This window comes from Algibacter luteus, assembly GCF_900141715.1.
Classification (GTDB): Bacteria; Bacteroidota; Bacteroidia; order Flavobacteriales; family Flavobacteriaceae; genus Arenitalea; species Arenitalea lutea.
The window spans coordinates 758,174-781,968 of record NZ_FQYK01000001.1 but is presented as its reverse complement, the minus strand read 5'-3'; the positions used below and the strand labels follow the sequence as shown (position 1 = coordinate 781,968).

The 23,795-nt window shown below is 33.9% G+C and carries 20 protein-coding genes; 8 read left to right on the top strand and 12 right to left on the bottom strand.

Annotated features, from left to right (window positions below; all coding sequences use genetic code 11):
• Nucleotides 1-5: 5 nt before the first annotated feature.
• From BUA46_RS03330 to BUA46_RS03310, 6 genes are all read right to left on the bottom strand, one after another.
• Entirely contained in the window at nucleotides 6-335 is a 330-nt protein-coding gene (locus tag BUA46_RS03330; protein WP_019385974.1) for a HesB/IscA family protein, read from the bottom strand.
• 205 nt (nucleotides 336-540) lie between these two features.
• On the bottom strand, nucleotides 541-750 hold the full coding sequence (locus BUA46_RS15020) for a hypothetical protein (RefSeq protein WP_143148054.1): 210 nt from the start codon (nucleotides 748-750) through the stop codon (nucleotides 541-543).
• 103 nt (nucleotides 751-853) lie between these two features.
• Nucleotides 854-1,900 (bottom strand): cytochrome-c peroxidase, encoded by a 1,047-nt coding sequence (locus BUA46_RS03325; protein ID WP_143148053.1) that lies wholly within the window; start codon nucleotides 1,898-1,900, stop codon nucleotides 854-856.
• A gap of 12 nt (nucleotides 1,901-1,912) precedes the next feature.
• The gene (locus BUA46_RS03320) at nucleotides 1,913-2,680 is read right to left on the bottom strand and encodes an MbnP family protein (RefSeq protein ID WP_019385976.1); all 768 of its coding nucleotides are present in this window, start codon (nucleotides 2,678-2,680) and stop codon (nucleotides 1,913-1,915) included.
• Nucleotides 2,677-4,032: a hypothetical protein gene (locus BUA46_RS03315; protein ID WP_019385977.1), complete on the bottom strand. Its 1,356-nt coding sequence runs from the start codon at nucleotides 4,030-4,032 to the stop codon at nucleotides 2,677-2,679. The genes BUA46_RS03320 and BUA46_RS03315 overlap by 4 nt, the downstream gene beginning before the upstream one ends.
• A 12-nt stretch (nucleotides 4,033-4,044) precedes the next feature.
• Complete coding sequence (locus BUA46_RS03310) at nucleotides 4,045-5,532, bottom strand: choice-of-anchor B family protein (protein WP_019385978.1); 1,488 nt, start codon at nucleotides 5,530-5,532, stop codon at nucleotides 4,045-4,047.
• Nucleotides 5,533-5,615: 83 nt separating this feature from the next.
• Between BUA46_RS03310 and thiL the strand changes: the two genes are divergently transcribed.
• Nucleotides 5,616-6,662: a thiamine-phosphate kinase gene (gene thiL, locus BUA46_RS03305; protein ID WP_019385979.1), complete on the top strand. Its 1,047-nt coding sequence runs from the start codon at nucleotides 5,616-5,618 to the stop codon at nucleotides 6,660-6,662.
• Here thiL and BUA46_RS03300 read toward each other — a convergent pair.
• The 4 genes from BUA46_RS03300 to BUA46_RS03285 all read right to left on the bottom strand — a co-directional run bounded on the left by BUA46_RS03300 (nucleotide 6,659) and on the right by BUA46_RS03285 (nucleotide 8,795).
• Nucleotides 6,659-6,916 (bottom strand): DUF1660 family phage protein, encoded by a 258-nt coding sequence (locus BUA46_RS03300; protein ID WP_019385980.1) that lies wholly within the window; start codon nucleotides 6,914-6,916, stop codon nucleotides 6,659-6,661. The genes thiL and BUA46_RS03300 overlap by 4 nt on opposite strands.
• Nucleotides 6,917-6,990: 74 nt before the next feature.
• On the bottom strand, nucleotides 6,991-7,257 hold the full coding sequence (locus BUA46_RS15345) for a DUF1660 family phage protein (RefSeq protein WP_019385982.1): 267 nt from the start codon (nucleotides 7,255-7,257) through the stop codon (nucleotides 6,991-6,993).
• A 60-nt stretch (nucleotides 7,258-7,317) separates the two neighbouring features.
• Nucleotides 7,318-8,100 (bottom strand): alpha/beta fold hydrolase, encoded by a 783-nt coding sequence (locus BUA46_RS03290; protein ID WP_019385983.1) that lies wholly within the window; start codon nucleotides 8,098-8,100, stop codon nucleotides 7,318-7,320.
• A gap of 38 nt (nucleotides 8,101-8,138) precedes the next feature.
• A complete protein-coding gene (locus tag BUA46_RS03285) occupies nucleotides 8,139-8,795 on the bottom strand; it encodes a hypothetical protein (protein ID WP_019385984.1) in 657 nt (218 codons plus the stop codon).
• A 163-nt stretch (nucleotides 8,796-8,958) separates the two neighbouring features.
• Here BUA46_RS03285 and BUA46_RS03280 point away from each other — a divergent pair, with 163 nt between their 5' ends.
• Entirely contained in the window at nucleotides 8,959-10,281 is a 1,323-nt protein-coding gene (locus BUA46_RS03280) for an aspartate kinase (protein ID WP_019385985.1), read from the top strand.
• A gap of 57 nt (nucleotides 10,282-10,338) precedes the next feature.
• On the opposite strand, the gene BUA46_RS03275 is transcribed toward BUA46_RS03280, so the two are convergent.
• Nucleotides 10,339-11,631 (bottom strand): aminopeptidase P family protein, encoded by a 1,293-nt coding sequence (locus BUA46_RS03275; protein WP_019385986.1) that lies wholly within the window; start codon nucleotides 11,629-11,631, stop codon nucleotides 10,339-10,341.
• Nucleotides 11,632-11,741: 110 nt separating this feature from the next.
• Between BUA46_RS03275 and BUA46_RS03270 the strand changes: the two genes are divergently transcribed.
• The 6 genes from BUA46_RS03270 (at nucleotide 11,742) to BUA46_RS03245 (ending at nucleotide 20,273) form a co-directional block, all read left to right on the top strand.
• A complete protein-coding gene (locus tag BUA46_RS03270) occupies nucleotides 11,742-13,571 on the top strand; it encodes a T9SS type A sorting domain-containing protein (RefSeq protein ID WP_019385987.1) in 1,830 nt (609 codons plus the stop codon).
• 253 nt (nucleotides 13,572-13,824) lie between these two features.
• On the top strand, nucleotides 13,825-15,645 hold the full coding sequence (locus BUA46_RS03265) for a T9SS type A sorting domain-containing protein (protein WP_019385988.1): 1,821 nt from the start codon (nucleotides 13,825-13,827) through the stop codon (nucleotides 15,643-15,645).
• A 166-nt stretch (nucleotides 15,646-15,811) separates the two neighbouring features.
• Nucleotides 15,812-16,489: a succinate dehydrogenase cytochrome b subunit gene (locus BUA46_RS03260; protein WP_019385989.1), complete on the top strand. Its 678-nt coding sequence runs from the start codon at nucleotides 15,812-15,814 to the stop codon at nucleotides 16,487-16,489.
• Nucleotides 16,490-16,500: 11 nt separating this feature from the next.
• Complete coding sequence (locus BUA46_RS03255; protein ID WP_019385990.1) at nucleotides 16,501-18,498, top strand: fumarate reductase/succinate dehydrogenase flavoprotein subunit; 1,998 nt, start codon at nucleotides 16,501-16,503, stop codon at nucleotides 18,496-18,498.
• Nucleotides 18,499-18,508: 10 nt separating this feature from the next.
• Nucleotides 18,509-19,252 (top strand): succinate dehydrogenase/fumarate reductase iron-sulfur subunit, encoded by a 744-nt coding sequence (locus BUA46_RS03250; RefSeq protein ID WP_019385991.1) that lies wholly within the window; start codon nucleotides 18,509-18,511, stop codon nucleotides 19,250-19,252.
• 106 nt (nucleotides 19,253-19,358) lie between these two features.
• Complete coding sequence (locus BUA46_RS03245; RefSeq protein WP_019385992.1) at nucleotides 19,359-20,273, top strand: M28 family peptidase; 915 nt, start codon at nucleotides 19,359-19,361, stop codon at nucleotides 20,271-20,273.
• Here BUA46_RS03245 and BUA46_RS03240 read toward each other — a convergent pair.
• Nucleotides 20,270-23,692, bottom strand: a complete 3,423-nt coding sequence (locus BUA46_RS03240; protein ID WP_019385993.1) for a DUF8818 domain-containing protein — start codon at nucleotides 23,690-23,692, stop codon at nucleotides 20,270-20,272. The genes BUA46_RS03245 and BUA46_RS03240 overlap by 4 nt on opposite strands.
• Nucleotides 23,693-23,795 lie beyond the last annotated feature (103 nt).

Genomic DNA, 23,795 nt, shown 5'->3' with positions numbered 1-23,795 from the left:
CTTTTTTATAATGAAAATGATTCGCCACAACCGCAAGTACGGTTGGCATTAGGATTGTTAAACACAAAGCCTGTGCCGTTTAATCCTCCTGAATATTCTAAAGTTGTACCTATAAGGTATAAAAAGCTTTTTTTATCAACTATGATTTTAACGCCATTGTCTTCAAATACTTTATCGCCATCTTGTTGTTCTTTATCAAATTTTAAATCATAAGATAAACCAGAACATCCGCCACTTTTTACACCTACGCGAACATAATCGGTAGTTGCATTGTAGCCATCATCAGTCATAAGCTCTATCACCTTCTTTTTAGCTGTTTCAGAGACTTTTATCATATTTCTTTCTTTATTAAATTTAGTTTGAATTAATAATTTTTATTAAGACAGTTTCTAAATAGAGCACAAATATACAATATAAGTCAGTGAAATTCGAATAACCTAACATTATATTAATATATCGCTTTATAGGTTTTTCTTATTTAATTAATAAGTATTTAATTAAGGAAAGAAATCTTTTGGTAAGTTGAATGTTTCGAAGGGTTTAGGCGGTTCTTCTCTTGTAAGGAAACGAAGTAGATTTTTTATTTTCTTTTTGAGAAATAGGAGTTATAGAGCCGTCATTTTCAAACTTAAAATAGCCTTTGCAGCACTTGCATATCAGTTCTGGAGTATTCGCGTTTGCTTGTTTCAAACGAAAATAATTATGTCCGTAGGCCGAACAGAACATGTTAGATGTTATGTGTTTGCTCATTAATTGACTCTTTATTAGGGAACAATTTATACAAAATCAAATAAAAAACTGTTTAAAAACGTATTTTTTCGATGAAATACATTCAATTATGTAGTATAATTCTTTATTCACCTACAAATTCAGTATCAGAAAGGGATAACAGAAAGGCTTTTAAGTGAGCTTTATCTTCTGTAGTAAGTTGAACACCGCCTTGATTTACTTTTTTCATTAGCGGATCTATTGTTGAAGAATTTTTGAGACCCTCACTGTAATGATTTATCACATCGTCTAGAGTTGCAAATCGTCCATCATGCATATATGGTGCGGTAAAGGCTAAGTTTCGTAATGAAGGTGATTTAAATTTGCCGTTATCAGCAGGATCTCCTGTTACGGCTCCTAAACCTAGATCTGTAAACGTTTGGTCTAAACCGTTGTTGTGAAATGCATTATCTGTCCATAGTGGATTTTTATCACTGCCATGGCAATGAAAACAATCGCCTCTGGCTTCATCCATAAAAATATTAAAACCATTCAATTCTTCAGAAGTTAAATTGGTTTGACCCAAAAGATATTCATCGAATTTTGAATTTGCAGAAATTAAGGTGCGCTCAAATTGGGCTATGGCTTTCGTTACTAAATTCGAATCTATTTTAGTGGTTCCAAAAGCATCTTCAAATAAGCTAGGATATTCATTATGTTGTTGAAGTTTTAATTCAACATCGAGCCAAGTGCTATTCATTTCAATTGGGTCTGCAACCGGCACCAACGCTTGATGTTCTAAACTAAAGGTGTTTCCATCCCAAAAAAACTTTTCGTCATAATTCCACGCCAAGTTAAAAAGTGGCATGGTATTGCGGTTGCCAAATTCACCATTTATGCCATCGCTGAACTTTCGCGTATCGCTAAATGCATTTTCGGGGGCATGACAATCGGCACAAGATTGGGTATTATCGCCAGATAGAATAGGGTCGAAGAATAATTTTTTACCCAATTCAACGCCCTCAACAGTCATTGGATTATCTACTGGAATTACAGGGGCTAATATATTGTCTTGAAATAGTTTTGGAATTTCAAGTTGATATGGTGTGGCTACATATTGGTCTACAGACTCGTTTTCGCATGAAAAACAAGCCAATAGAATTAATATGATATGTAGTTTCCATAGCCTCAAAACAATGTGGTTTTAATTTATAGACTTTAAACTAAACACGCTCAAACCGTTTTCATACATCAAAATTTGAGCATCGGCATTTGGCATAAGCATTTGGTTTAATTCATTTAAATTCCAGGTGTTTGGGTTTTTGAACCATTCGGCAATATTCATTTCAATATTAAAGGTAGTATTGTTGGTTATCGTAACCGCTCCTAAATCAACTGCGAAAAACGTATCCTGTGGGAATGTTGGATTATCTCCTGGGTTTTCGGCAGCTCGAATGGCATGATAATTAAAACCTTGTTCTTGATTTGAAGTATTTATAAACTTGCCGTCGAATTGCATGTAATGATAACCGCCTCCTAATGCTGCTGGCACATTCCATGAGGCTGAATTTAAATCTTGATAATTACCAGCATTATCTTCATTATTAAAGCCAAATGTAAACGAAACGTTAGTATAAGTCCCGGTTTCAATAGGTGTTGGTGATGTAAAAGTTAAATTTTGGTTGTTAGTTACATCTACCAGATTATAGCCTTGTAATTCTGTTTTGCTTCCATCTGTTTTATAGAAAGTAACTTTTGAAATAAGATAGCGTAAGCGTTCAATACTCAATTGAGTTCCAAATGCATTCGTGAATTTAATGGTATTAAAATCTGCGTTTGACACTAAGTTTCCGTCCCAATGATGACTAAAACTTAAGGTAATAGTGGCTTGAGATATCTTGTCATCCTGATCTTCGCTACACGATAAAAATGTTAAACAAGAAATTAAAAAAACGAATACTAATTTTTTCATTCTACTATTTTTATAATCAGTAAGTCTGAAAACCCTTTGTTTTCTTCAATATCAAAATTAGAACTGTTAGAATCTCCAACAGCAATAATGCTTTGGTTTTCGAGTTCAACAGCATCATAAGCAAAATCAATTTCTGAACCACCTACCGATTTTTGCCAAAGTAATTTTCCGTTAGTATCAATTTTAATTACCCAGGCATCGTTCTGCCCATTATTATTGGTCAAATCTCCATCGAGACTTCTTGAACTTCCAGAAATTATAAAATGACCATCTTGAGTTTTTGATATAGATCTAGCCACATCGAAACTACTTCCACCAAAGGTTTTTTCCCAAATGAGGTCACCGATAGGAGAAATTTTTATGGCCCACAAATCTGCAGCACCAGCATTTATTGAAACGTCTAAATCGTTACTTCTAGTATCGCCAACAATAATGAAATTTCCATCGTTTGTATTAACAATGCTTCGCGCTTCTTCAGATTGAGAGCCTCCAAAATTCTTATCCCAAAGTAGGTCTCCAGTTTCTGAAATTTTCAAAACCCAAAAATCATAGGTACCTTTGTTATTACTGATATCAACGTCGCCACTATCAGAAGACCCTATAATTATATACCCACTATCACTGGTTTGAATAGCATCATACGGAGTGTCTGTAAAGGTGCCACCAAAATATCTGCTCCATTGTAAATCTCCAGAAGCGTTTATTTTAATTACCCAATAATCGCCACCTGCATGTCTTTTATAAAATGATGATTTACTATTTCCTTCGCCATTCGAGGCAGAAACATCGAGAACACCGGTAAGCAGAAAACCACCATCATGACTTTGAATTATGGATAATCCAATATCTGCTCCTAGATACCCAAATGATTTTTGCCATAGTATGTTTCCGCTAGTATCTATCCTTGAAACCCAAAAATCTTGAGCGCCATTATTTTCAGAAATATCGCCGTCCATACTTTTACTAAAACCAATAATAGCGTAACCGCCATCTGTAGTTTGGATAATATTGTTTCCTCTGTCATCATCACTTCCACCATAGGTTTTTTGCCATTGCAACGCATCGTTTTGGTCGAATTTTAGAACCCAATAATCAAAAGAAGTATTGGTTTTATTGTTCAAATCTCCATCCATACTTTGCGCATAACCTAAAATAGCATAGCCACCATCTCGAGTGTTTATAACCGCTTGACCGCTTTCATTTTGAGTGCCACCAACAGTTTTGACAAAATCTATTTCGACAGATTTTGGGATGTTATTTTGATTATCGTCTTTTTTTGAACAGTTTAAAAAGAAGAAGCATAACGAAACAACTTTTAGGGCGAATATGTGCTTCTTTAAATAGATATACATTTTGGGATGGCGTTAATCACTCTTTCTTATGATGAATAAGCCTCGATCGATATCGCTAATAATAATGTTCCCGCTTGAGAAATACGGATAAACATTCCAAGCCCCATTAAACTCGGTAGCATTATTAGTCGGGTAGGTGTCGAAGTATCCAATTTCTGTGAAAGAACTATTGCCTATTTGAGAAATATCTAGCATACGAACACCTGCTCTATAACTCGCATAGAAATAGGTGTTATTTTTAACATATCCGTTGTGGTCTATAGCTTCGGTTGGACCGAGGTAATCAAAATGAAATACTGGATTATCTAAATCTGTAAAATCAAAAACGATGGTTCGTGTGTTGGTGCCAACTCTAATTTCATCTAACTCATCTCCAAGAATAAAGTACTTCATGTCTTCAGTAAACCAACCTTGATGGGCATACCATACGTTATTATAGCTGATAGTTGATATAATTACTGGATTCGCTTTATCAGAGACATCTGCAATAACCACTTCGTTTTCATTACTTCCAATTAAAATTTCCTTGCCTGTGTAATCTGCATCAGGGCCATTATAGGTTACCACTTGTGCGTCATGCGAATAGCCACCTTCTTTAAAACCACCTTCTGCTACTGGAGCTTTTGGGTTTGAAATATTAATGAAGATCGGGCCCCCAAGGTAAGTGGAACTTCTATTCGCGCCAACTATATACGCATAACCACTATCTTCGTTAATGACGATGTTATGGGCTTTTCCAAATTCAGTAAAATGTGTGTCAACTGTAAAAGTTTCAGGTGGGTTTGCTACATTTCTTAATCTTGTTAAATCGAAAACTTGCATCCCGTGATCGTCATTACAAGTAGGGTCGCCAAAACTACAGTCTGCTACAATAAAAGCATGATCTTTGTATACTTTTACATCTCGCCACGGGCTAGTTGTAGTTGCAGTAGGTAAATTTCCTAAATATACAGGCTGGTAAGGGTTACTAATATCAATAAACACTGTGTTATGGCTTGTTGCCATTAGCGCATACTCTTTTCCTGTAGTTTGGTCTGTCCATCCCCAACAATCATTTCCGGCTGATGCTCCAAAAGTTGATAAGGATATGTTTGCAATTAAATCATAGCCATTGCATGGGTAAATATCTGCAAATCCGTTTTCACATTTTGCTACAGGCGTATTTGGATCTACATAATCATCATCACATAAATTACCAATACCATCATTATCATCATCATCTTGATCTGGATTTGCTACCAACGGGCAATTGTCATCTACATCTAAAACACCGTCATCATCATCGTCATTATCATCGCATGTATTTCCAACGCCATTGTCGTCGTCGTCTTCTTGATTAGGGTTGGCAATTAACGGGCAATTGTCTATGCTATCTTCAATGCCATCATTGTCTGTATCAACAATAGTGGGCAGTTCTACGGGTTCGTCGTCGCAAGATTGAACAATAAAAAACAGAAAGCAAATGAAGCAGATGCTATAAATAGGGCGTAAAATTTTCATAGTAAATTTTGAAATTATAACTAAATAGATTTAGTTTTAGTATAAAGATAGTAAAAACAAAAATAGCTTCTTATTTTTGCCAAATGATAGAAGATAAAAATCAACAGAGAACAAAGCTAAGTGATTTAGGCGAATTTGGATTAATTGATCATTTAACTAAAAATTTTAAAGTAAAACAGAAGTCGACTGTAAAAAGTATTGGCGACGATGCTGCGGTTTTAAATTTTGAAAACAAAAAGATTGTAGTAACAACCGATTTGTTGGTAGAAGGTGTGCATTTTGATTTGAGTTATATGCCCTTGAAGCATTTAGGATATAAAGCAGTAATTGTAAATCTGTCTGATGTTTATGCAATGAATGCTAAAGCAACACAAATTACAGTTTCTATTGCGGTTTCAAATAGGTTTTCATTGGAAGCCTTGGAAGATTTATATGCTGGTATTGAGACAGCTGCAAATATTTATGATATTGATGTTGTTGGAGGTGATACCACATCTTCTACCAAAGGTTTATTAATTTCAGTTACGGCAATTGGTGAGGTTGAAACCGATGATGTCGTTTACAGAAGTGGAGCCAAACCAAACGATTTATTAGTAGTAACCGGAGATTTTGGTGCAGCTTATATGGGGCTTCAAATATTAGAACGCGAAAAAGAAGTTTATAAAGTAAATCCGAATAACCAACCAGACTTAGAGCCTTATAGTTATATCATTGAGAGGCAGTTAAAACCAGAAGCAAGAAAAGATATTATAAAGTTGTTTAAAGATTTAGGAGTTAAACCTTCATCTATGATTGATGTAAGTGATGGTTTGTCTTCTGAAATAATACATATATGTAAACAGAGTAAAGTGGGTTGCGATTTATATGAAGAAAAAATACCGTTAGATCCTCAAGTAATTTCTACTTGTGAGGAGTTTAATATAGACAGTACTACTGTGGCATTAAATGGGGGTGAGGACTATGAATTGCTTTTTACTATTTCGCAAGATGATTATCCAAAAATAAAAGCAAATCCTAATTTATCTGTTATTGGCTATGTTAAAGAAGAAAAGGAGGGCGTACATTTAGTAACACGTGCAGATACACGCATTCCGATAAAGGCACAAGGTTGGAAAAATTTTAACGATTAAGCAATAAGTAACCTTGGTTCTTTAGGCGTGTTTTTATTTTGCTTTTTACTTATTCTAAGAATGCGTTTGTGGTGAATGCGTTCTAAAACGTCGTTAATTTCTTTAAATTTTGGAGTCAATTCTACTAAGTTACCGTTGCTGCTAGTAGTTAGTTCCTTTTTACAGTTTTTACAAGTGTATTCTTTTACATGATATGTAACATTTCGAGTTACTTTGTAATCATGTCCAAACACCATACAATGAATGTTTTTCATGTGCTAATCATATTAATTTGTTTTAGAGAGAAAGCTAAAAGTATTAAAAACCAACTTATTATGTTCATAAGTAGTTAATAAATCGACGAAACGAAAGATTTTTTCTTTAAACGATCAGTTTTCGTAGTATGTATCTGCTCTAAAATGCTATTTATTTCTTTAAACATGGGCGTAAGCTTTGTAAGTTTACCATTGCTATTGGTAGTTACCTCATTTTTACAATGCTTACAATTGTATTCTTTTACATGATTAGTCACCTTTCTAGTAATCTGATAATTATGCCCAAAAAAACGGCAATAAATGCTCGGAATAAATTTTGGATTGTTAGTAGGTTTTTTCATGTTACTCTAAATTCGGTGCATAAATTTAAAAATAAAATTGGATATTTCGATAAAAAGCAATTATTTTTCGATGAAATGCACGATACGATGTAAGAATTCATCTTTATTTTCAATATGACTCATGTGTCCATCTGGAAATTCTACCCATTCAACATCTAAGGTTTTTGTTTGATCTTTTAAACTTTTGTAATCTAAAACAGGATCTTTTTTTCCAACAATTAGCATTTTTTTACAAGGTAGTTTTCGTAAAAGTTCAGTACGGTTTTTTCGAATTTTCATACCCTCAAGTGCAGCTACAATACCTTGCAAGGGCGTTAGTTGCGCTTCTTGAATAACACCTTTTATTTTCTCAGCATATATAGTTCTGTTCTTTGGCCTGAACAAGTTGGTAATTGCTATTCTAATAAAAGTTTTATGATTTTGTTTTACGGCCAAAATAGCTCGGTCTCTGTTTGCTTTTTTTTCTAAGGTATCATCTTCTGCCGTAGAATTCATTAAACATAATCCATTTACTGCATCTGGGTATTGTTCCGCGAAAGCGAGCGTAACATAGCCACCCATGGAATGACCAATAAAAGATGAATGTTTGATTTTTAAATGTTTAAGAACCGCATTAACAGCTTCGGCCATGAGCTCAATGGAATGTACATAACCCAAACATCCAGTTTTACCGTGGCCCAATAAATCAATACAAATAACTCGGTTTGTTTTAGAAAGTGATTTTATGAATGGTTCCCACATGGATGCGTTTTCCAAAAAACCATGAAGTAATACTATAGCGTTTCCACTACCATGGTCTGTGTAAAAAACGCTAATGCCTTTGTGGGTTAAATACTTGTTCATTTTATCTTTAGCAAAGATAAATTATGCATTTAAATAAACTAAGATTTAACCTTTTTAATGGCAGTAAAAGCTTTATCAACAAATTCATCTTCAACTAAAATGGTAAACTCGTTGGTGGTTGATAATACTTCGTATAAAACAATGCCTTCCCAAGCTAATCGTTTAAAGAAGTGATAATATAATCCTGCTATTTTAGAGTTGTCTTGCGGAAGATTAATGCTAATTGCAGATAAATTTTCTTGTACGGCAATGAAAGTTTCGTTTTTTAGATGCTGTTTTACAAAATCGTTCAAACTATTAGAAACTACAATGTTACTCTCGTGAATTCCTCGTGTAAATGCATAAAAAAGTTTATCTTCTTTATTTATGCGTTCTAAAATTTTAGCGTGATTATCAATTAATGTTGCAGAGTTTTTTACTGTAAAATCGGTAAGATTAGAGCGCACGGTGATGTCTCCAAGATTTTGTATAACACGCTTCATCTTAATTGAGTTCCCTAAAGTTGCTGGAGGGTTATAGCGCCTCAAGGCCATCATTATAGCTCCTGGTTTGACCTCCTTCTTGAGCATATCGCTAATGGGTTCTACAAGTTCTATGGCGAGTGCACTAAAATTAATAATATTTCTAGATAAGGCTTCTTCTAGATAAGGTTGCGAGATTAAAATGTCTTCTACACAATTGGAAACCGTTTTCATTTGCCTGATTATTAAGTGTTAACTATTTAACAATTTGTGTAAAAATAACTCTTTTTTTTAAAAAACATCGTTGTTAACTAAATGAGTTATAGTTTTGTAGCAGAAAATAAACAAAATAGAACGCATTTTTTAATAAAAGCGAACGAAATAAATAGGTTTTTAAATGAAAGTATTAAAGTTTGGTGGTACATCTGTTGGGTCTGTTGAAAGCATGTTTAATGTTAAACAAATCATTAACGACCAGCAGAAAAAAATAGTGGTGCTTTCAGCCATGTCTGGAACTACGAATCAATTGGTTGCCATAGCTCAAGATATTAAATCTGGTCAGCCTAATGCTGCCATTGATAAAATTAACGTGCTGCATGAAAAATATTTTGTTACGATTGATAATTTATTATCTGATCATGCTTTAAATACCAGCGTTAAAAGTTATGTATCTGGTGTTTTTGAATTATTGGTTAATAGCACTAATGAGGCATATACCGAAACTCTAGAAAATAGAATTTTAGCGCAAGGAGAATTACTTTCAACTTATATGTTTAATAGTTATTTAAAGCAAGAAGGTGTAAAATCTGCATTACTGCCTGCTCTAGATTTTATGCGTATTGATGGTTTTAAAGAACCAGATTTAGACTATATAAAATCAAATTTTAAAACAGTTTTTGATAACGCTGAAGATTCAGAAATTTATATCACACAAGGTTTTATTTGTTTAGATGACGAAGGGCATATTTCTAACCTTCAACGCGGTGGAAGTGATTATACAGCAACTATTATTGGTGCTGCAATTAAAGCTGAAGAGGTTCAAATTTGGACAGATATTGATGGAATGCATAATAACGATCCAAGATATGTTGAAAACACAAGTGCTATTTCAAACCTTTCTTTTGAAGAAGCTGCGGAGTTAGCATATTTTGGCGCCAAAATATTACACCCACAAACGGTTACTCCTGTAAGAGCAGATAATATACCTGTGCGTTTAAAAAACACCATGAATCCGGAGGCTTACGGTACATTAATTTCAAACGAAACGTCAACTAACGGGGTTAAGGCTATTGCTGCAAAAGATAATATTACCGCTATAAAAATTAAATCGGCGCGCATGTTGCAAGCCCATGGTTTCTTAAGAAAAGTATTCGAAATTTTTGAAATTTATAAAACCTCTATAGATATGATTACCACATCAGAGGTTGCAGTTTCATTAACGATTGATGACGACAGAAATCTAGATAAAATTTTAGTTGAACTTGAAAAAATAGCAACTATTGAGGTAGACAAAAACCAAAGTATTGTTTGTCTTGTGGGGCATTCGGTTGTTAACCATCAGGATACTTACAAATTGTTCCAGATTTTACAAGATGTTAAAATCAGGATGATTTCTTATGGAGGAAGTAATAATAACATTTCTTTATTAATCGACACAAAGCATAAAATTAACACGCTACAAAAACTAAACAATTATTTATTTGAATTAGTCACTCTGTAAATTATAATATTAGTGTTTATAGCAAGAAGGGGTTTATATAAACCCCTTCTATTTTTTTTAGCCATTCATAATTGATTCAATCTCGTCTACTTCGATGGGGATATCCTTCATTAAATTATTTGGTTCTCCTGATTTTTGGATTACAACATCATCTTCAAGTCTAATACCAAAGCCTTCATCAGGAATATAAATACCAGGCTCCACGGTAAACACCATATTAGCTTGCATAGGCTCGGTTAAAATACCATAGTCATGGGTGTCTAAACCCATATGATGACTCGTGCCATGCATAAAATACTTTTTGTAAGCAGGCCATTCTTTATCTTCATTTTGAACATCAGCTTTGTCTAAAAGTTTTAAATTGAGTAATTCCGAAGTCATTAGTTTTCCAACTTCCACATGATATTGAGCCCAATCGGTTCCTGGAACAAGCATTTTTGTAGCTTCGTTTTTTACTTTTAATACGGCATTGTAAACTGCTTTTTGTCTTTCAGAAAAACGGCCAGATACTGGAATAGTACGAGTCATATCGCTGGAATAATTTGCATATTCTGCACCAACGTCTAATAAAATTAAATCTCCACTTTTGCATTGCTGATTGTTTTCAACATAATGTAAAACGTTAGCATTATTACCTGAGGCCACAATAGGGGTGTATGCAAATTTTTTAGATCGGTTTCTTAAAAATTCATGAATAAATTCAGCTTCAATTTCATATTCCCAAACACCTGGTTTTACAAACTCTAGTATTCTTCTAAAACCTTTTTCTGTAATATCGCATGCTTTTTGTATAAGGTCAATTTCAATGGGTTCTTTTACTGATCTTAATCGTTGTAAAATAGGATTGCTTTTGGCAACAGCATGCGCAGGATATTTATTTTTAAGCCATTTTGTAAATCGGTCTTCACGCGTTTCAGTTTCAACATTGGCACGATAATGTTCGTTGGTATTTATATAAACGGTATCACATTGGGTCATGATTTCGAACATAATTTTTCCCAAGTCCTGCAACCAATAAACAGTTTTAATCCCACTAGTTTCAAACGCTTTTTCCTTCGTTAATTTTTCGCCTTCCCATACAGCAATATGGTCGTTTGTTTCTTTTAAAAACAAAATCTCTCTGTGCTTTTCTTTCGGGCAATCTGGAAAAAGTACTAAAATACTTTCTTCTTGGTCTACGCCACTCAGGTAAAATATATCTCTATGTTGTTCGAAAGGCATAGTACTATCAGCGCTTATTGGATAAATGTCGTTTGAGTTAAAAACAGCTAAACTATGAGGTTTCATTTTAGTTGTGAATTTTGCTCGATTGGTTTCGAAAAGCGATTTATTTATTTGTTGATATTTCATATGTATTCTATATTAGGAATTTTAAATGTAATAAAACTTAATAAATCTTAAATGATATTTTCCTATATTTGATAAACCCCTCTTCTTTTTTTATTTCAATTTATAAAACTATGTATGTAAAATTACCAATAAAATTCACACTTGTAGTATTAACACTTTTCTCTTGTTTTTTTACTGTAGCTGCTCAAGTTTCTTTGAGAGAAATATCGTTAAAAGAACAGGTTGAAAATTCTAGTTTAGTTATCGAGGGAAAAGTTATTTCTCAAAGGACTTTTTGGGATGCAGACCATAAATTAATTTATACTGCGAATACGGTTGAAGTGTACAAAGTATTCAAAGGCGAAACTATCGAAACTGTTGAAGTTTTAACACAAGGTGGTACTGTAGGTTTAGAAGCTATTTTAGTGTCGCATGCTTTAAAACTAAGAATTGGAAATGTAGGTGTTTTTAATTTATATGATAGTAATGTGAATGTAGGATTAAACAATAAAACACAACTTAATCAATACAAAACATATAGCTCAGTTCAAGGATTTTACAAATACGATTTACAATCTGATAAGGCTATAAATACCTTTAGTCAAAGAAAAGGAATTCAACAATCTTTTTACAAAGAAATACAAAGGATTACCAATAAAAATTATATAACATTGACTCCGTTTGATGTGGCTTTAGAACAAAAAAGTCTTAACCAAAAAAATAGTTTATTACCTCCCGCTGATATATCATTTACGCCAACAACGATTACGGCTGGGACACAATCGGTATTAACGATTAATGGTAACGGATTTGGCGCTACCCAAGGCAAAGTTGGGTTTAGAGATGCAGATGATGGTGGTGCAACTTTTTTAGATGCTTTAGATAATGATATATTATCTTGGACAGATACTCAAATAACTGTACAAGTGCCAAGTTTTGCGGGTACTGGTGCCGTTCGTGTTACAGATGCGGCTAGTGCTAGTAGCACATCCGCCACCACGCTAACGGTGAGTTATGCGCTTCTAAACGGTATTGGTGATATAGGTTCTGGCGATGAATCCAATAGAACACAACATTATGGTGATAATGACGATTTACCCGATGGGTTTACCGGTGGATATACTTGGGAAATGTTTACCGATTTCTTTGACGATACAGAATTGCCTGGAGCAAAAGATGCATTTATGAGAGCCTTTAACAATTGGCGATGTGAAACAAAAGTAAATTGGGAGGTTAGCGCCTCTGCAACTGTTGTTGATGATATTTCTACTATTACAAATGTTATTAGATTTGATAATGATGCAGAATTAGAAGCTGGTGTTTTAGGCACTTGTTATTCAGGTTTGAGTGGTCGTGTATGTACTGGTGAAATTGTATGGTATGTTACAGATTTAGATATTGTTTTTGATAGTGGAACCAGTTGGTATTTTGGTGCAAGTGGAGAAGTTTTCGATTCTGGAGAGTATGATTTTGAAACCGTAGCATTACATGAATTAGGACATGGCCATCAATTAGGGCATGTTATTAATACAAGTAACGTTATGCATTATTCAATTACTAATAACTCGTCTAATATTGTTTTGGATACCAATAGTATTTTGGCAGGGAATGAGGTGCATTCTGGAAGTTCAACTAGTAAGATTTGTGGCTTACCAGACCGTCCACTTATGACAGATTATGCAGGATCGTGTAATTTAAGTGTTGAAGAAAATAGTAAAAAAACGAGCATTACATTATATCCAAACCCAGCTAAACAAGAGTTTTTTATAGAAAATTCGTCCTCCTCAAAAATTGAGCGGGTTGCTATTTTCGATGTAAGTGGCAGATTAGTAAAAGATATTGATGTTTCAGACGCTTCAAAAACTAAAAGAATTAACATGATTGATGCCTCCAAGGGTGTGTACTTTGTTATAATTCATGGTGATAATGCTTTTCTAACCAAAAAACTGGTCTTAGAATAGTATAAAAATAAACTTGCAATGGAGGCTTTCAAATATATATTTGAAAGTCTCTTTTTTTTTTGTTCTAATTCTTAAAGTAGGATTAAACACGTTAATTTTTCACCATTTGTACTAAAAGTAATTCATTAAAAAACACTTCATCGATTTTAACATTTACAGATAGTCTAGACCCAATTTCTGCCCGTAAATAAATTTCATATCAACTACCCCTTGTTGTTATTATTTATTCACTAATTAAAAAAAAAATTAAAAAATGAGAAAAAGAAACCTACTTAACCTACTATGTGTTTTATTAACTTCAAAAGCCATGTTTGCTCAAATAATGCTCAAAGAAGTATCCTTAGAACAACAAATTGAAAAATCATCTTTAGTCATTGAGGGTAAGGTGCTCTCAAAACAATCGAGTTGGGATGCAAATCATGAAAACATATTTACAATTAATACTATTGAAGTTTATAAAGTTTTTAAAGGAGAAGCTTTTAGTACTATTGAGCTTATTACTGCTGGAGGTGTTGTAGGCTACGATGCCCAAATTGTAAGCCCTAGTTTAAAATTAAAAGCAGGTGATGTTGGTGTTTTTACTTTATATGGCGATAATTCGGATATGGCATCTAAAACCTTAACAACTAATAAAAAATATAAGCCATTTGGGTCTTTACAGGGGTTTTACAAGTATAGTATTGAAAATGATATAGTCACGAATTCCTTTAATTCTAAAAAGGGAATTGTAAGTAACTTTTATCAAGAAATCAAAAATTTTACGAACACTGATTATATCGAATTGGCAAGCTTTGAAGCACAAAATACATCAGAAAAAAATGCGACTAGTACGCAACTAGCCATTGTAAGCTTTTCACCTACTGAAACATCAGCAGGAACTCAATCGGTTTTAACTATTACAGGCACAAACTTTGGAACAATCAAAGGCAATGTAAGTTTTTATAATGCCGATAATGCCGGAGCAAGTTTTGTTAACGCTTTAGGCACACAGATTTTAACTTGGACAGATACCTTAATTACAGTTGAAGTGCCTTCTGAAGCTGGAACGGGAAAAGTTAAAGTTATTCATAATGATGGAACTGCAATGACCACTAATAACGACTTAACAATTACTTATGCGCAAGCCAACATCATTACAGATCATTTAAATTCTGGTGTTTACGTTGCATACCCAACGCAATTAGTAAATGGTAATGGAAGCGGAGGTTATACCTGGCAAATGTCTTCTGAGTTTGCTCAAGTTCCTGAAGCCAAAGAAACATTCAAAAAAGCATTGGATACATGGAGATGCGAGACTGAAATAAACTGGTTGTTAAATGAAACAGATTTGGTTACAGAAGCAGGTGCACAACACAAGGCTGTTTTAGATGATAAAAACACTATTACTTTTGATAGTAGCACGAGTACGGTTCCTAACGAAGATTTGCCAGACACCGTTCTTGGGCTTAGAACTTCTTATTATTCAGCCTGCGATGTTGTAATTAATGGGGTGCCTTCTTTAGAATGGTATATAAGAGAATTCGATATCGTATTTGATGATGAAGCCGATTGGAATTTTTTAACAGAAACACCCGGAGTAACAGAATTCGATTTTGAAAGCGTTGCACTGCATGAGTTAGGGCATTGTCGTCAATTAGATCATATCATTAATACAAATAATGTCATGCATTATGCTATTGCAAGAGGCGAATCGTTACGGGCTTTAAGCAGTGATAATATTACGCTGGCTTCAATGATTCAAGATAGAAGCACGAGTGTTTCAGTTTGTGATGCACAATTAATGACCGATTATTCAGGAGGCTGTGCGCTAGGGGTGGAAGAAGATATATTGACAAAAGGTATTAGTCTATATCCAAACCCTACTAAAGGACAATTGTATATTAATACCAATGGTAGTGCTATGATTGAAGGCGCAAATTTGTATGATGTTAACGGTAGATTAATTTCAAACTACCATTTAGAAGAATCATCTAAAAGAAACGAAATTGATTTAAGCAACATAGCCAAGGGCGTATATTTTTTAAATATTTATTCAGATGCGGCTTTTATTACAAAAAAGATAGTTTTAGAATAGAATTTTAGGTTGTATTCAAGTAAAAAGGCACTCGTTAAATTGGGTGTCTTTTTGTGTTTTATAACGAGTTTTTTAAAACGATTCTAAATAGCAAAAACTATGCGCTCTTATTTGGCTAAAACATGTTCCTAACCTACATTTGTAATAAATAACTAACTTAACAAATATGGGCGGATTTTTTAAATCTTCAGTTGGGAGAAAAGTAGCTATGGCACTTTCGGCATTCTTCCTCATGTTTTTCTTACTACAGCATTTTGCAATTAACATTTTATCAGTTTTAAATCCTGATCTTTTCAACGAAGTTTCTCATTTTATGGGAACAAATCCGTTGATTCAATTTGCATTACAACCCGTTTTAATTTTTGGTGTTGTATTTCATTTTATAATGGGCTTTGTGTTGGAAATTAAAAATAAAAAAGCTAGAAACGTAGCTTATGTTAAAAACAATGGAGCTGCAAATTCAACTTGGATGAGTAGAAACATGATTTATAGCGGTGTTGCAATACTTGCTTTTATTGTGCTACACTTTATTGATTTTTGGTTTCCTGAAATCAATACAAAATTCATAAAAGGCGATTGGTCAGGAACAATTGAAGGAGTTGAAGGTTTTCGTTATTACGAAGAATTGACACATAAATTTGTAAGTCCAATTAGGGTAGGTGCTTATGTGCTAGCCTTTGTGTTTTTAGCATTGCACTTGCTACATGGGTTTACTTCTGCTTTCCAATCTATGGGAGCAACAGCAGGAAGAAAGAAAACACTTCAAAATATAGGAAAAGCCTATTCAATATTAATTCCTTTAGGATTTATTTTTATTGCACTTTATCATCATTTTAACCATTAATCTGAAATAGTATGGCTTTAGATTCAAAAGTACCAAAGGGTCCAATTCAAGATAAATGGACAGATTATAAAAATCACATTAACCTAGTAAATCCAGCTAACAAACGTCATATCGATATTATTGTTGTAGGAACAGGTTTAGCAGGAGGTTCTGCCGCTGCAACCTTAGCGGAATTAGGATATAATGTAAAAGCATTTGCTTATCAAGATTCTCCAAGAAGAGCGCATTCAATTGCTGCTCAAGGTGGAATTAATGCTGCTAAGAACTATCAAGGTGATGGTGATTCAACATATAGATTATTTTATGATACTGTAAAAGGTGGCGATTATCGTTCTCGTGAAGCTAACGTTTATCGTTTAGCTGAAGTGTCTACCAATATTATCGACCAATGTGTGGCTCAAGGTGTTCCTTTTGCTAGAGATTACGGCGGATTATTAGATAACCGTTCGTTTGGTGGCGTTTTAGTATCAAGAACATTTTATGCAAAAGGTCAAACCGGCCAACAATTATTACTTGGTGCATATTCAGCAATGAATCGTCAAATAGCACGTGGAAAGATTGAAATGTTCAACCGTCACGAGATGCTAGATGTTGTTAAAGTTGATGGAAAAGCGAGAGGTATTATAGCTAGAAATTTAATAACTGGCGAAATTGAGCGCCATTCAGCACATGCCGTGGTAGTTGCAACAGGAGGTTATGGTAACGTATATTTCTTATCAACAAATGCAATGGGTAGTAATGTTACTGCTGCTTGGAAAATACATAAAAAAGGAGCGTATTTTGCGAATCCTTGCTACACTCAAATTCACCCGACGTGTATTCCACGTTCAGGAGATTATCAGTCTAAATTAACGTTGATGTCTGAATCATTGCGTAACGACGGACGTATTTGGGTACCTGCAAAGTTAGAAGATGCTAAAGCTATCAGAGAGGGCAAGAAAAAACCAACGGATTTATCTGAAGACGAAAGAGATTACTACTTAGAGCGTCGTTATCCAGCCTTTGGAAACTTGGTACCTCGTGATGTGGCTTCAAGAGCAGCAAAAGAACGTTGTGATGCTGGTTTCGGTGTTAACGCAACTGGTGAAGCTGTTTATTTAGATTTCGCAGATGCCATTCAACGTTACGGAATTGAGCAAGCTAAAATTCATAATATTTCAAATCCTTCAAAAGAAAAAATTTATGATTTAGGTAAAGCTATAGTTGAAGCTAAATACGGAAACCTATTTCAAATGTATGAGAAAATTGTAGATCAAAATCCATACAAAACACCAATGATGATTTACCCAGCAGTACATTATACTATGGGAGGTGTTTGGGTTGATTATAATTTAATGACTACTGTTCCAGGATTGTACTGTATTGGGGAAGCAAACTTCTCAGATCATGGTGCAAACAGATTAGGAGCGTCTGCTTTAATGCAAGGTTTAGCAGATGGTTATTTTGTTCTGCCTTATACCATTGGAGATTATTTAGCTGATGACATTCGCACAGGAAAAATATCTACTGATACTAAAGAGTTTGAAGAGGCTGAAAAAGAAGTAAAAGATAAAATAGACTTCTTTATCTCTAATAAAGGATCAAAATCGGTTGACTACTTTCACAAGAAACTAGGTAAGGTGATGTGGGATAAATGTGGTATGTCAAGAAACGAAAAAGGTTTAAAAGAAGCCATTAAAGAAATAAAAGAAATTCGTGAAGAATTCTGGAAAGATGTTAAGGTAACAGGTCATGCAAATGAAATGAATCCTGAATTAGAAAAAGCAGGACGTGTTGCAGATTTCTTAGAGTTAGGCGAATTGTTTGCTAAAGATGCGCTAGTTAGAGAAGAATCTGCCGGAGGACATTTTAGAGAAGAATACCAAACAGAAGAAGGTGAAGCAAAAAGAATGAAAGAATTTCAGTTTGTTTCTGCTTGGGAATATGTAGGTGAACCTAGTGAAGCTAAGCTACACAAGGAAGAACTAGTTTATGAAAATATTGAAGTAAAAGAAAGAAGTTACAAATAAAAAAGACGCTATGAATTTAACACTTAAAATTTGGAGACAAAAAGACTCAAGTGCAAAAGGGCAAATGGTCGATTATAAAGTAACTGATATTTCTGAGCATATGTCTTTCCTTGAAATGATGGATGTTTTGAATGAACAGTTGGTAGGTTCTGGCGATGATCCAGTAGCCTTTGATCATGACTGTCGTGAAGGTATTTGCGGTATGTGTTCTATGTACATCAATGGGGAAGCTCATGGTCCAGATAGAGGTGTAACAACCTGCCAATTACACATGAGAATGTTTAAGGATGGAGATACCATTACTATAGAACCATTTAGAGCAGCCGCGTTTCCTGTTATAAAAGATTTAGTGGTTGACAGAACATCATTCGAGCGTATACAACAAGCTGGAGGTTATATTTCTGTAAATACATCTGGTAATACACAAGATGCTAATGCTATTCCTATTTCAAAGCATGATGCTGATGAAGCAATGGATGCTGCCACTTGTATTGGTTGTGGAGCCTGTGTTGCTACTTGTAAAAACTCTTCTGCAATGTTATTTGTGGGCGCTAAAGTATCTCAATACGCTTTATTGCCTCAAGGGCAAGTTGAAGCTGCCGACCGTGTTCAAAATATGGTGGCGCAAATGGATTTGGAAGGATTCGGAAACTGTACAAATACAGGTGCCTGTGAAATTGAATGCCCAAAAGGTATTTCATTAGATAACATTGCTCGTTTGAATCGAGAATTAATGAAAGCAGCTGTAAAATAGTTGTATTTTCTAATAAAATTAAACCCATATCAACTTGTTGGTATGGGTTTTGTTATTTGTAAAGGGTGTTAAATAATTTAATTATATTTAGTCTCTAAGAACTTTTATGCGTAAAATACTTTTACTAATTACATTTTGTTTCATTAGTTTTCCGGCTATTTTATTAGCTCAAGCAGAAACAAAACAATGCACTCTGTTTGATGAAATAGAGCTACTTAAACATGTTAAATCTCTATCGTCTCAAGCATTTGAAGGACGAAGAACTGGAACCAAAGGCGCTGTTAAAGCCCGAAAGTATATTATAAATCAGTTTCATGCGCTACAGGTTAAACCATTAGGCAAGTCCTTTGAAGAACCGTTTTTCTTCGTTAAGAAAAAAAACTATGAAGGTGTTAACGTATTGGGGCTAGTTGAAGGCACAAAATTTCCAAAGAAATATATTGTTATTAGTGCGCATTATGACCATGAAGGCATAAAGAATGGAAAGATATATCACGGTGCCGATGACAATGCTTCAGGATTAAGTGCCTTGTTTGCATTTGCAGAATATTTCAAAAAAAATCCACCACAACACTCGGTTATTTTAGCAGCTTTTGATAGTGAAGAATTAGGGCTTCAAGGGTCTAAATATTTTGTAAAAAATACTAAAATTCCCTATGAAGATTTGCTTATTAATTTGAATATGGATATGATAAGCCGAAGCGATAAGAACGAGCTCTATGTGGCAGGAACTTCAGAAAATAAAAAGCTAAAGTATTTAATGTCGAATTTTAATTACTCTTGCAACATCAAGTTGCTCACAGGGCATGACGGTTATGATGGATTGGACAATTGGACTTACGCTTCAGATCATGCTAATTTCCATAAACAGGGTGTTCCTTTTTTGTATTTCGGTGTTGAAGACCATAAAGATTATCATGAACCTTCAGATACGTTTGAGAACATCCATCCAGAGTTTTACGTAGAAGCTGTAAAAACTATTATTGAAGTATTTAAAAAAGTAGACCAATCTAACCTTTAAAAGTAGGCTTTTAACTGAATGGTGCCGGAATGAATCGTTCTGCTGGTTTCAGTTTTTCGACCAAAGTAACTTAGATTTAAATCTAAAAATTTGGTTAGTTTTTTCTGTGCTAATAAACTCCAAGTAAAGTTTTTTCCTGGTTGTAAACCTTCTAAAATTTGATAGGCTACAGGTGTGTTTGGGTTTCCGTTATAATCATTAGAAAAATAGTTTATTTCCCCATTTAAAGCGCTATTTTGGCTGCTTCCTAAGGTAAAGGATATGCCGTAATTTTGTTGCTTTAAGCTTTCCATATCACCCGTGGTATTGTCCTTTTTCGCAAATTGGTAAAACACATCAAAGCTTGAATTATCATTAAATAAATAGGAGAGTTTAGGGTTGAATCTAGCTTCATCAAAATTGTAATTTTTACTAGTGAAGTTTTCACTTATACTTTCATTGTTATCAAAAGCAGAAAGCATGTTTATAAGCCAATTGCCCGAAATTTTATGGTTGAAATTTATTTGATGACTTCTTAAACTATTCTCAATAAATCCAACCGATAACACACTCCTAGTAACGTTATCTAGAAAAGTGTATGACGTTGTATAATGTTGTTTGCCGCGATTATAAAATAGTACGTTTCTAAAATTTAACTGTAAACCAAGTTGGTCATTTTCACTATTGTTAAAAGGGTTGAGGTTGAATTTACTGCCCTCACGCTTTATTTTTCTGTCGATTAAATAACTGGTTTGATTGTAAAAGTGCGACCAAAATTTTTCTGATTTTTTATCTGAAACCGACCATTGCGACGGATTTATGGTTAAGGTTTGACTGAGCCTATTTTGATGTGTTTTTATATAAACTTGATTTGGCAAAAGTACTCGAATGTACCGACCTTGGTCTTGAAATTGTGCAATTTCAAACTCTTCAAGCTCTTGAATACCGTTTGCATTATAATCGTTCCATGTATAAGTACCTTGTCCTGCTTCAACTTCTACATAAGTAAAATCTTGTTGAGGTAATCTTCCAGAGTTAGTCTCGAATATGGTATTCCATTGTATAATTTGTTTAAATAACTTTTGATTAAATCGAAATCTGGAGTTAATCGAGTTTTCATCTGCTAGAGCTTTGTCGGTGTTTTTTAGGGTTCTGTAATTAGCGTACAGCGATAAGTTTGTGTTTTTATTTTGAACCAGTCTTGAATCCAAATAAAAGGTATTTGAAGTGTTTACTTTTTGTAATTCATTATTTCTTATACTGTCGTTTACTCGGTTTTTATAGCCTATTTCGCTAAATATTTTAGTGCTATCGCCTACACCAAAAAACAGTTCGTAGGATGTAAATTTCTGGCTCAATTCTGTAAGTTCTTGTGTTGAATTATTGCGTTGTTCATTGTTTTCAATAGCTATTCGAGTACCAATCCAACTTTTCTTCATACTATATGTAATGCGATTAAACGACCTTAAAAAAGTAGAGGTATTAATATTAGAATCTGCATTTAAAAAACTTGAAGTTGAAAGAATATTAAAATTGTTTAATTGCAAATTGGCATTCGCTATATGTCTATTTCCATTAAAACCATCAGAAAAATTTAAATGTTCAAATTGGTAGTTGACACTTCCTTTTTTATGATGAAACATCCTAAAACCAGAGTTTAGCAATACTTGATTGCCTAAATTAAGCCCTATCCCATTAATGTTGGCTTGGTCTAAATTCCAATCTCGATTAAATTCAGGATTATATAGACCTTCAATGTTTCTATAATCTGCACTAATTATATCAGTATTAAAATAACCGTCTAAATTCCATAGACTATCTTTTTTTACTAAAATTTGATGGATGTTAACTTTTCCAGCAAACCCGTCGTTATTGTTGTCATCAGCGTTAGAAAATAAGTTTAAATCGTTTTTGCTTCCAGAAGCTTCGAAGCTCATGTTTGTTTTATCAGATGGTTTATAACTTCCGTTTAAAACAACAATTTGCAATTTAGTAGGCGCCACAAGTTGAACAACTGGCGCATAATTGCCTTGATTTAACCCAACATATTCATAAATATTATTTATTGCATTGATATTGCTTAATGTATAATCACCTTGATTTTCGCCAACAAAACTAAAAGTTACGCGATACAATTCGTCATCAGGACTGTTGGAAAACACGAAAGCTTCCTCTCCATTTATGAGTTCTTTTTTGTACAATATTCTGTTGTCGTTTTGTTCATCTCTGGTTTCAGATGGTGCTGCCATTTGCGATTTATCGTCACCCGCATTTGCTAGTATTTCAATTTGTTCTTCAGATAAGTTTTGTTGTAGTGGTTGGTTTTTAGCATCATTTTCAGAATAGATTGAAACCCCAATATTCAATTTTTCATTTGAATAATTTCCACCACCATAGGCTACAAATCGGGAATAGTTTCGGTCACTAAATTGATAATCAACTGTAATTCGCATTTCAGAAGTGATTGGGAAAGTGGAGTTAAATATAATTTCTCCTGCATTATAATCAATGATATAATCTTGGTCTTCGCCACGTGCTACAGGAATGCCATTAACATAAACCGTTTCACTACCCGAAACAATTAGCACAAACAACTCGCCATTTGGCCCTTGCAATTTATAAGGTCCTTGATTACCTTCTTGTGCAACAAATTGGCTGGTTGTAAATTGACCTCTTACTAGAGCACCAGCTGCAAATAATTGGGTTTGTTTCTCCTCATTACCCAAAATCAAATTAAAATTTAATCCTTGTACCCGTTTAGAAAAACTAGCAAAGTAAGAATTGGCGTTTACCAAATCGATATCACCTGCACGAACGTTCCATTGGTCGCTAAATAATTCAATAAAAACTTGATCAAATTCATCCAATCGTTGGCTATAGCCGCTTTCTTGTAAAGGGATATTAGCATCTTGTATAGAAGCTCTTAAAGATACTTTGTCGTTTAATTTTCCTGTAATTTGAAGATCTAATTCGCTATTTAATACAGAATTTTGATTATTGCCTACAGTAACACCTCTGGAAATGCTTCCTGAAGTTGTTAACCCATCAAATGGAACAAATTCTCGGTTGGTGTTTGATTGTGAAAGTTTATAAAGCGTCTTGTTGGCATTATCATTTTCAACTATAATATTTTCATCTAGTTGCTTGTAAGTTTTGGTTAAAAACTCAGGAAATTTTAAATAATTTATTATAACAGAATCGGTTTCAATTGCTTTTTTAAACTTCAAAATAGCTTTGGCAAAATCAACTTGGTAATAGGTTGAATCGATTAAAGACAGGTCTTTTTTAGTTACAGAGAACCAATTGGAGTTGATACTAACGCTATCAATTGCAATAGTATCTTTTACAGCTAATTTTATAGTTTTATAGTTAGCATTTGGTGTTTGCGAAAACCCACAATACCCAATCAAACTTAAAAGAATAACTATAAAAAACTTCATCAGATACTTAAACTACAAAACGTTTAAAATATTTTGTTAATAGCTTCGTTAAAACTCGTGTTCCAATTAATAGTGTAAAAGTAACGCATTATTTATTTTAGCT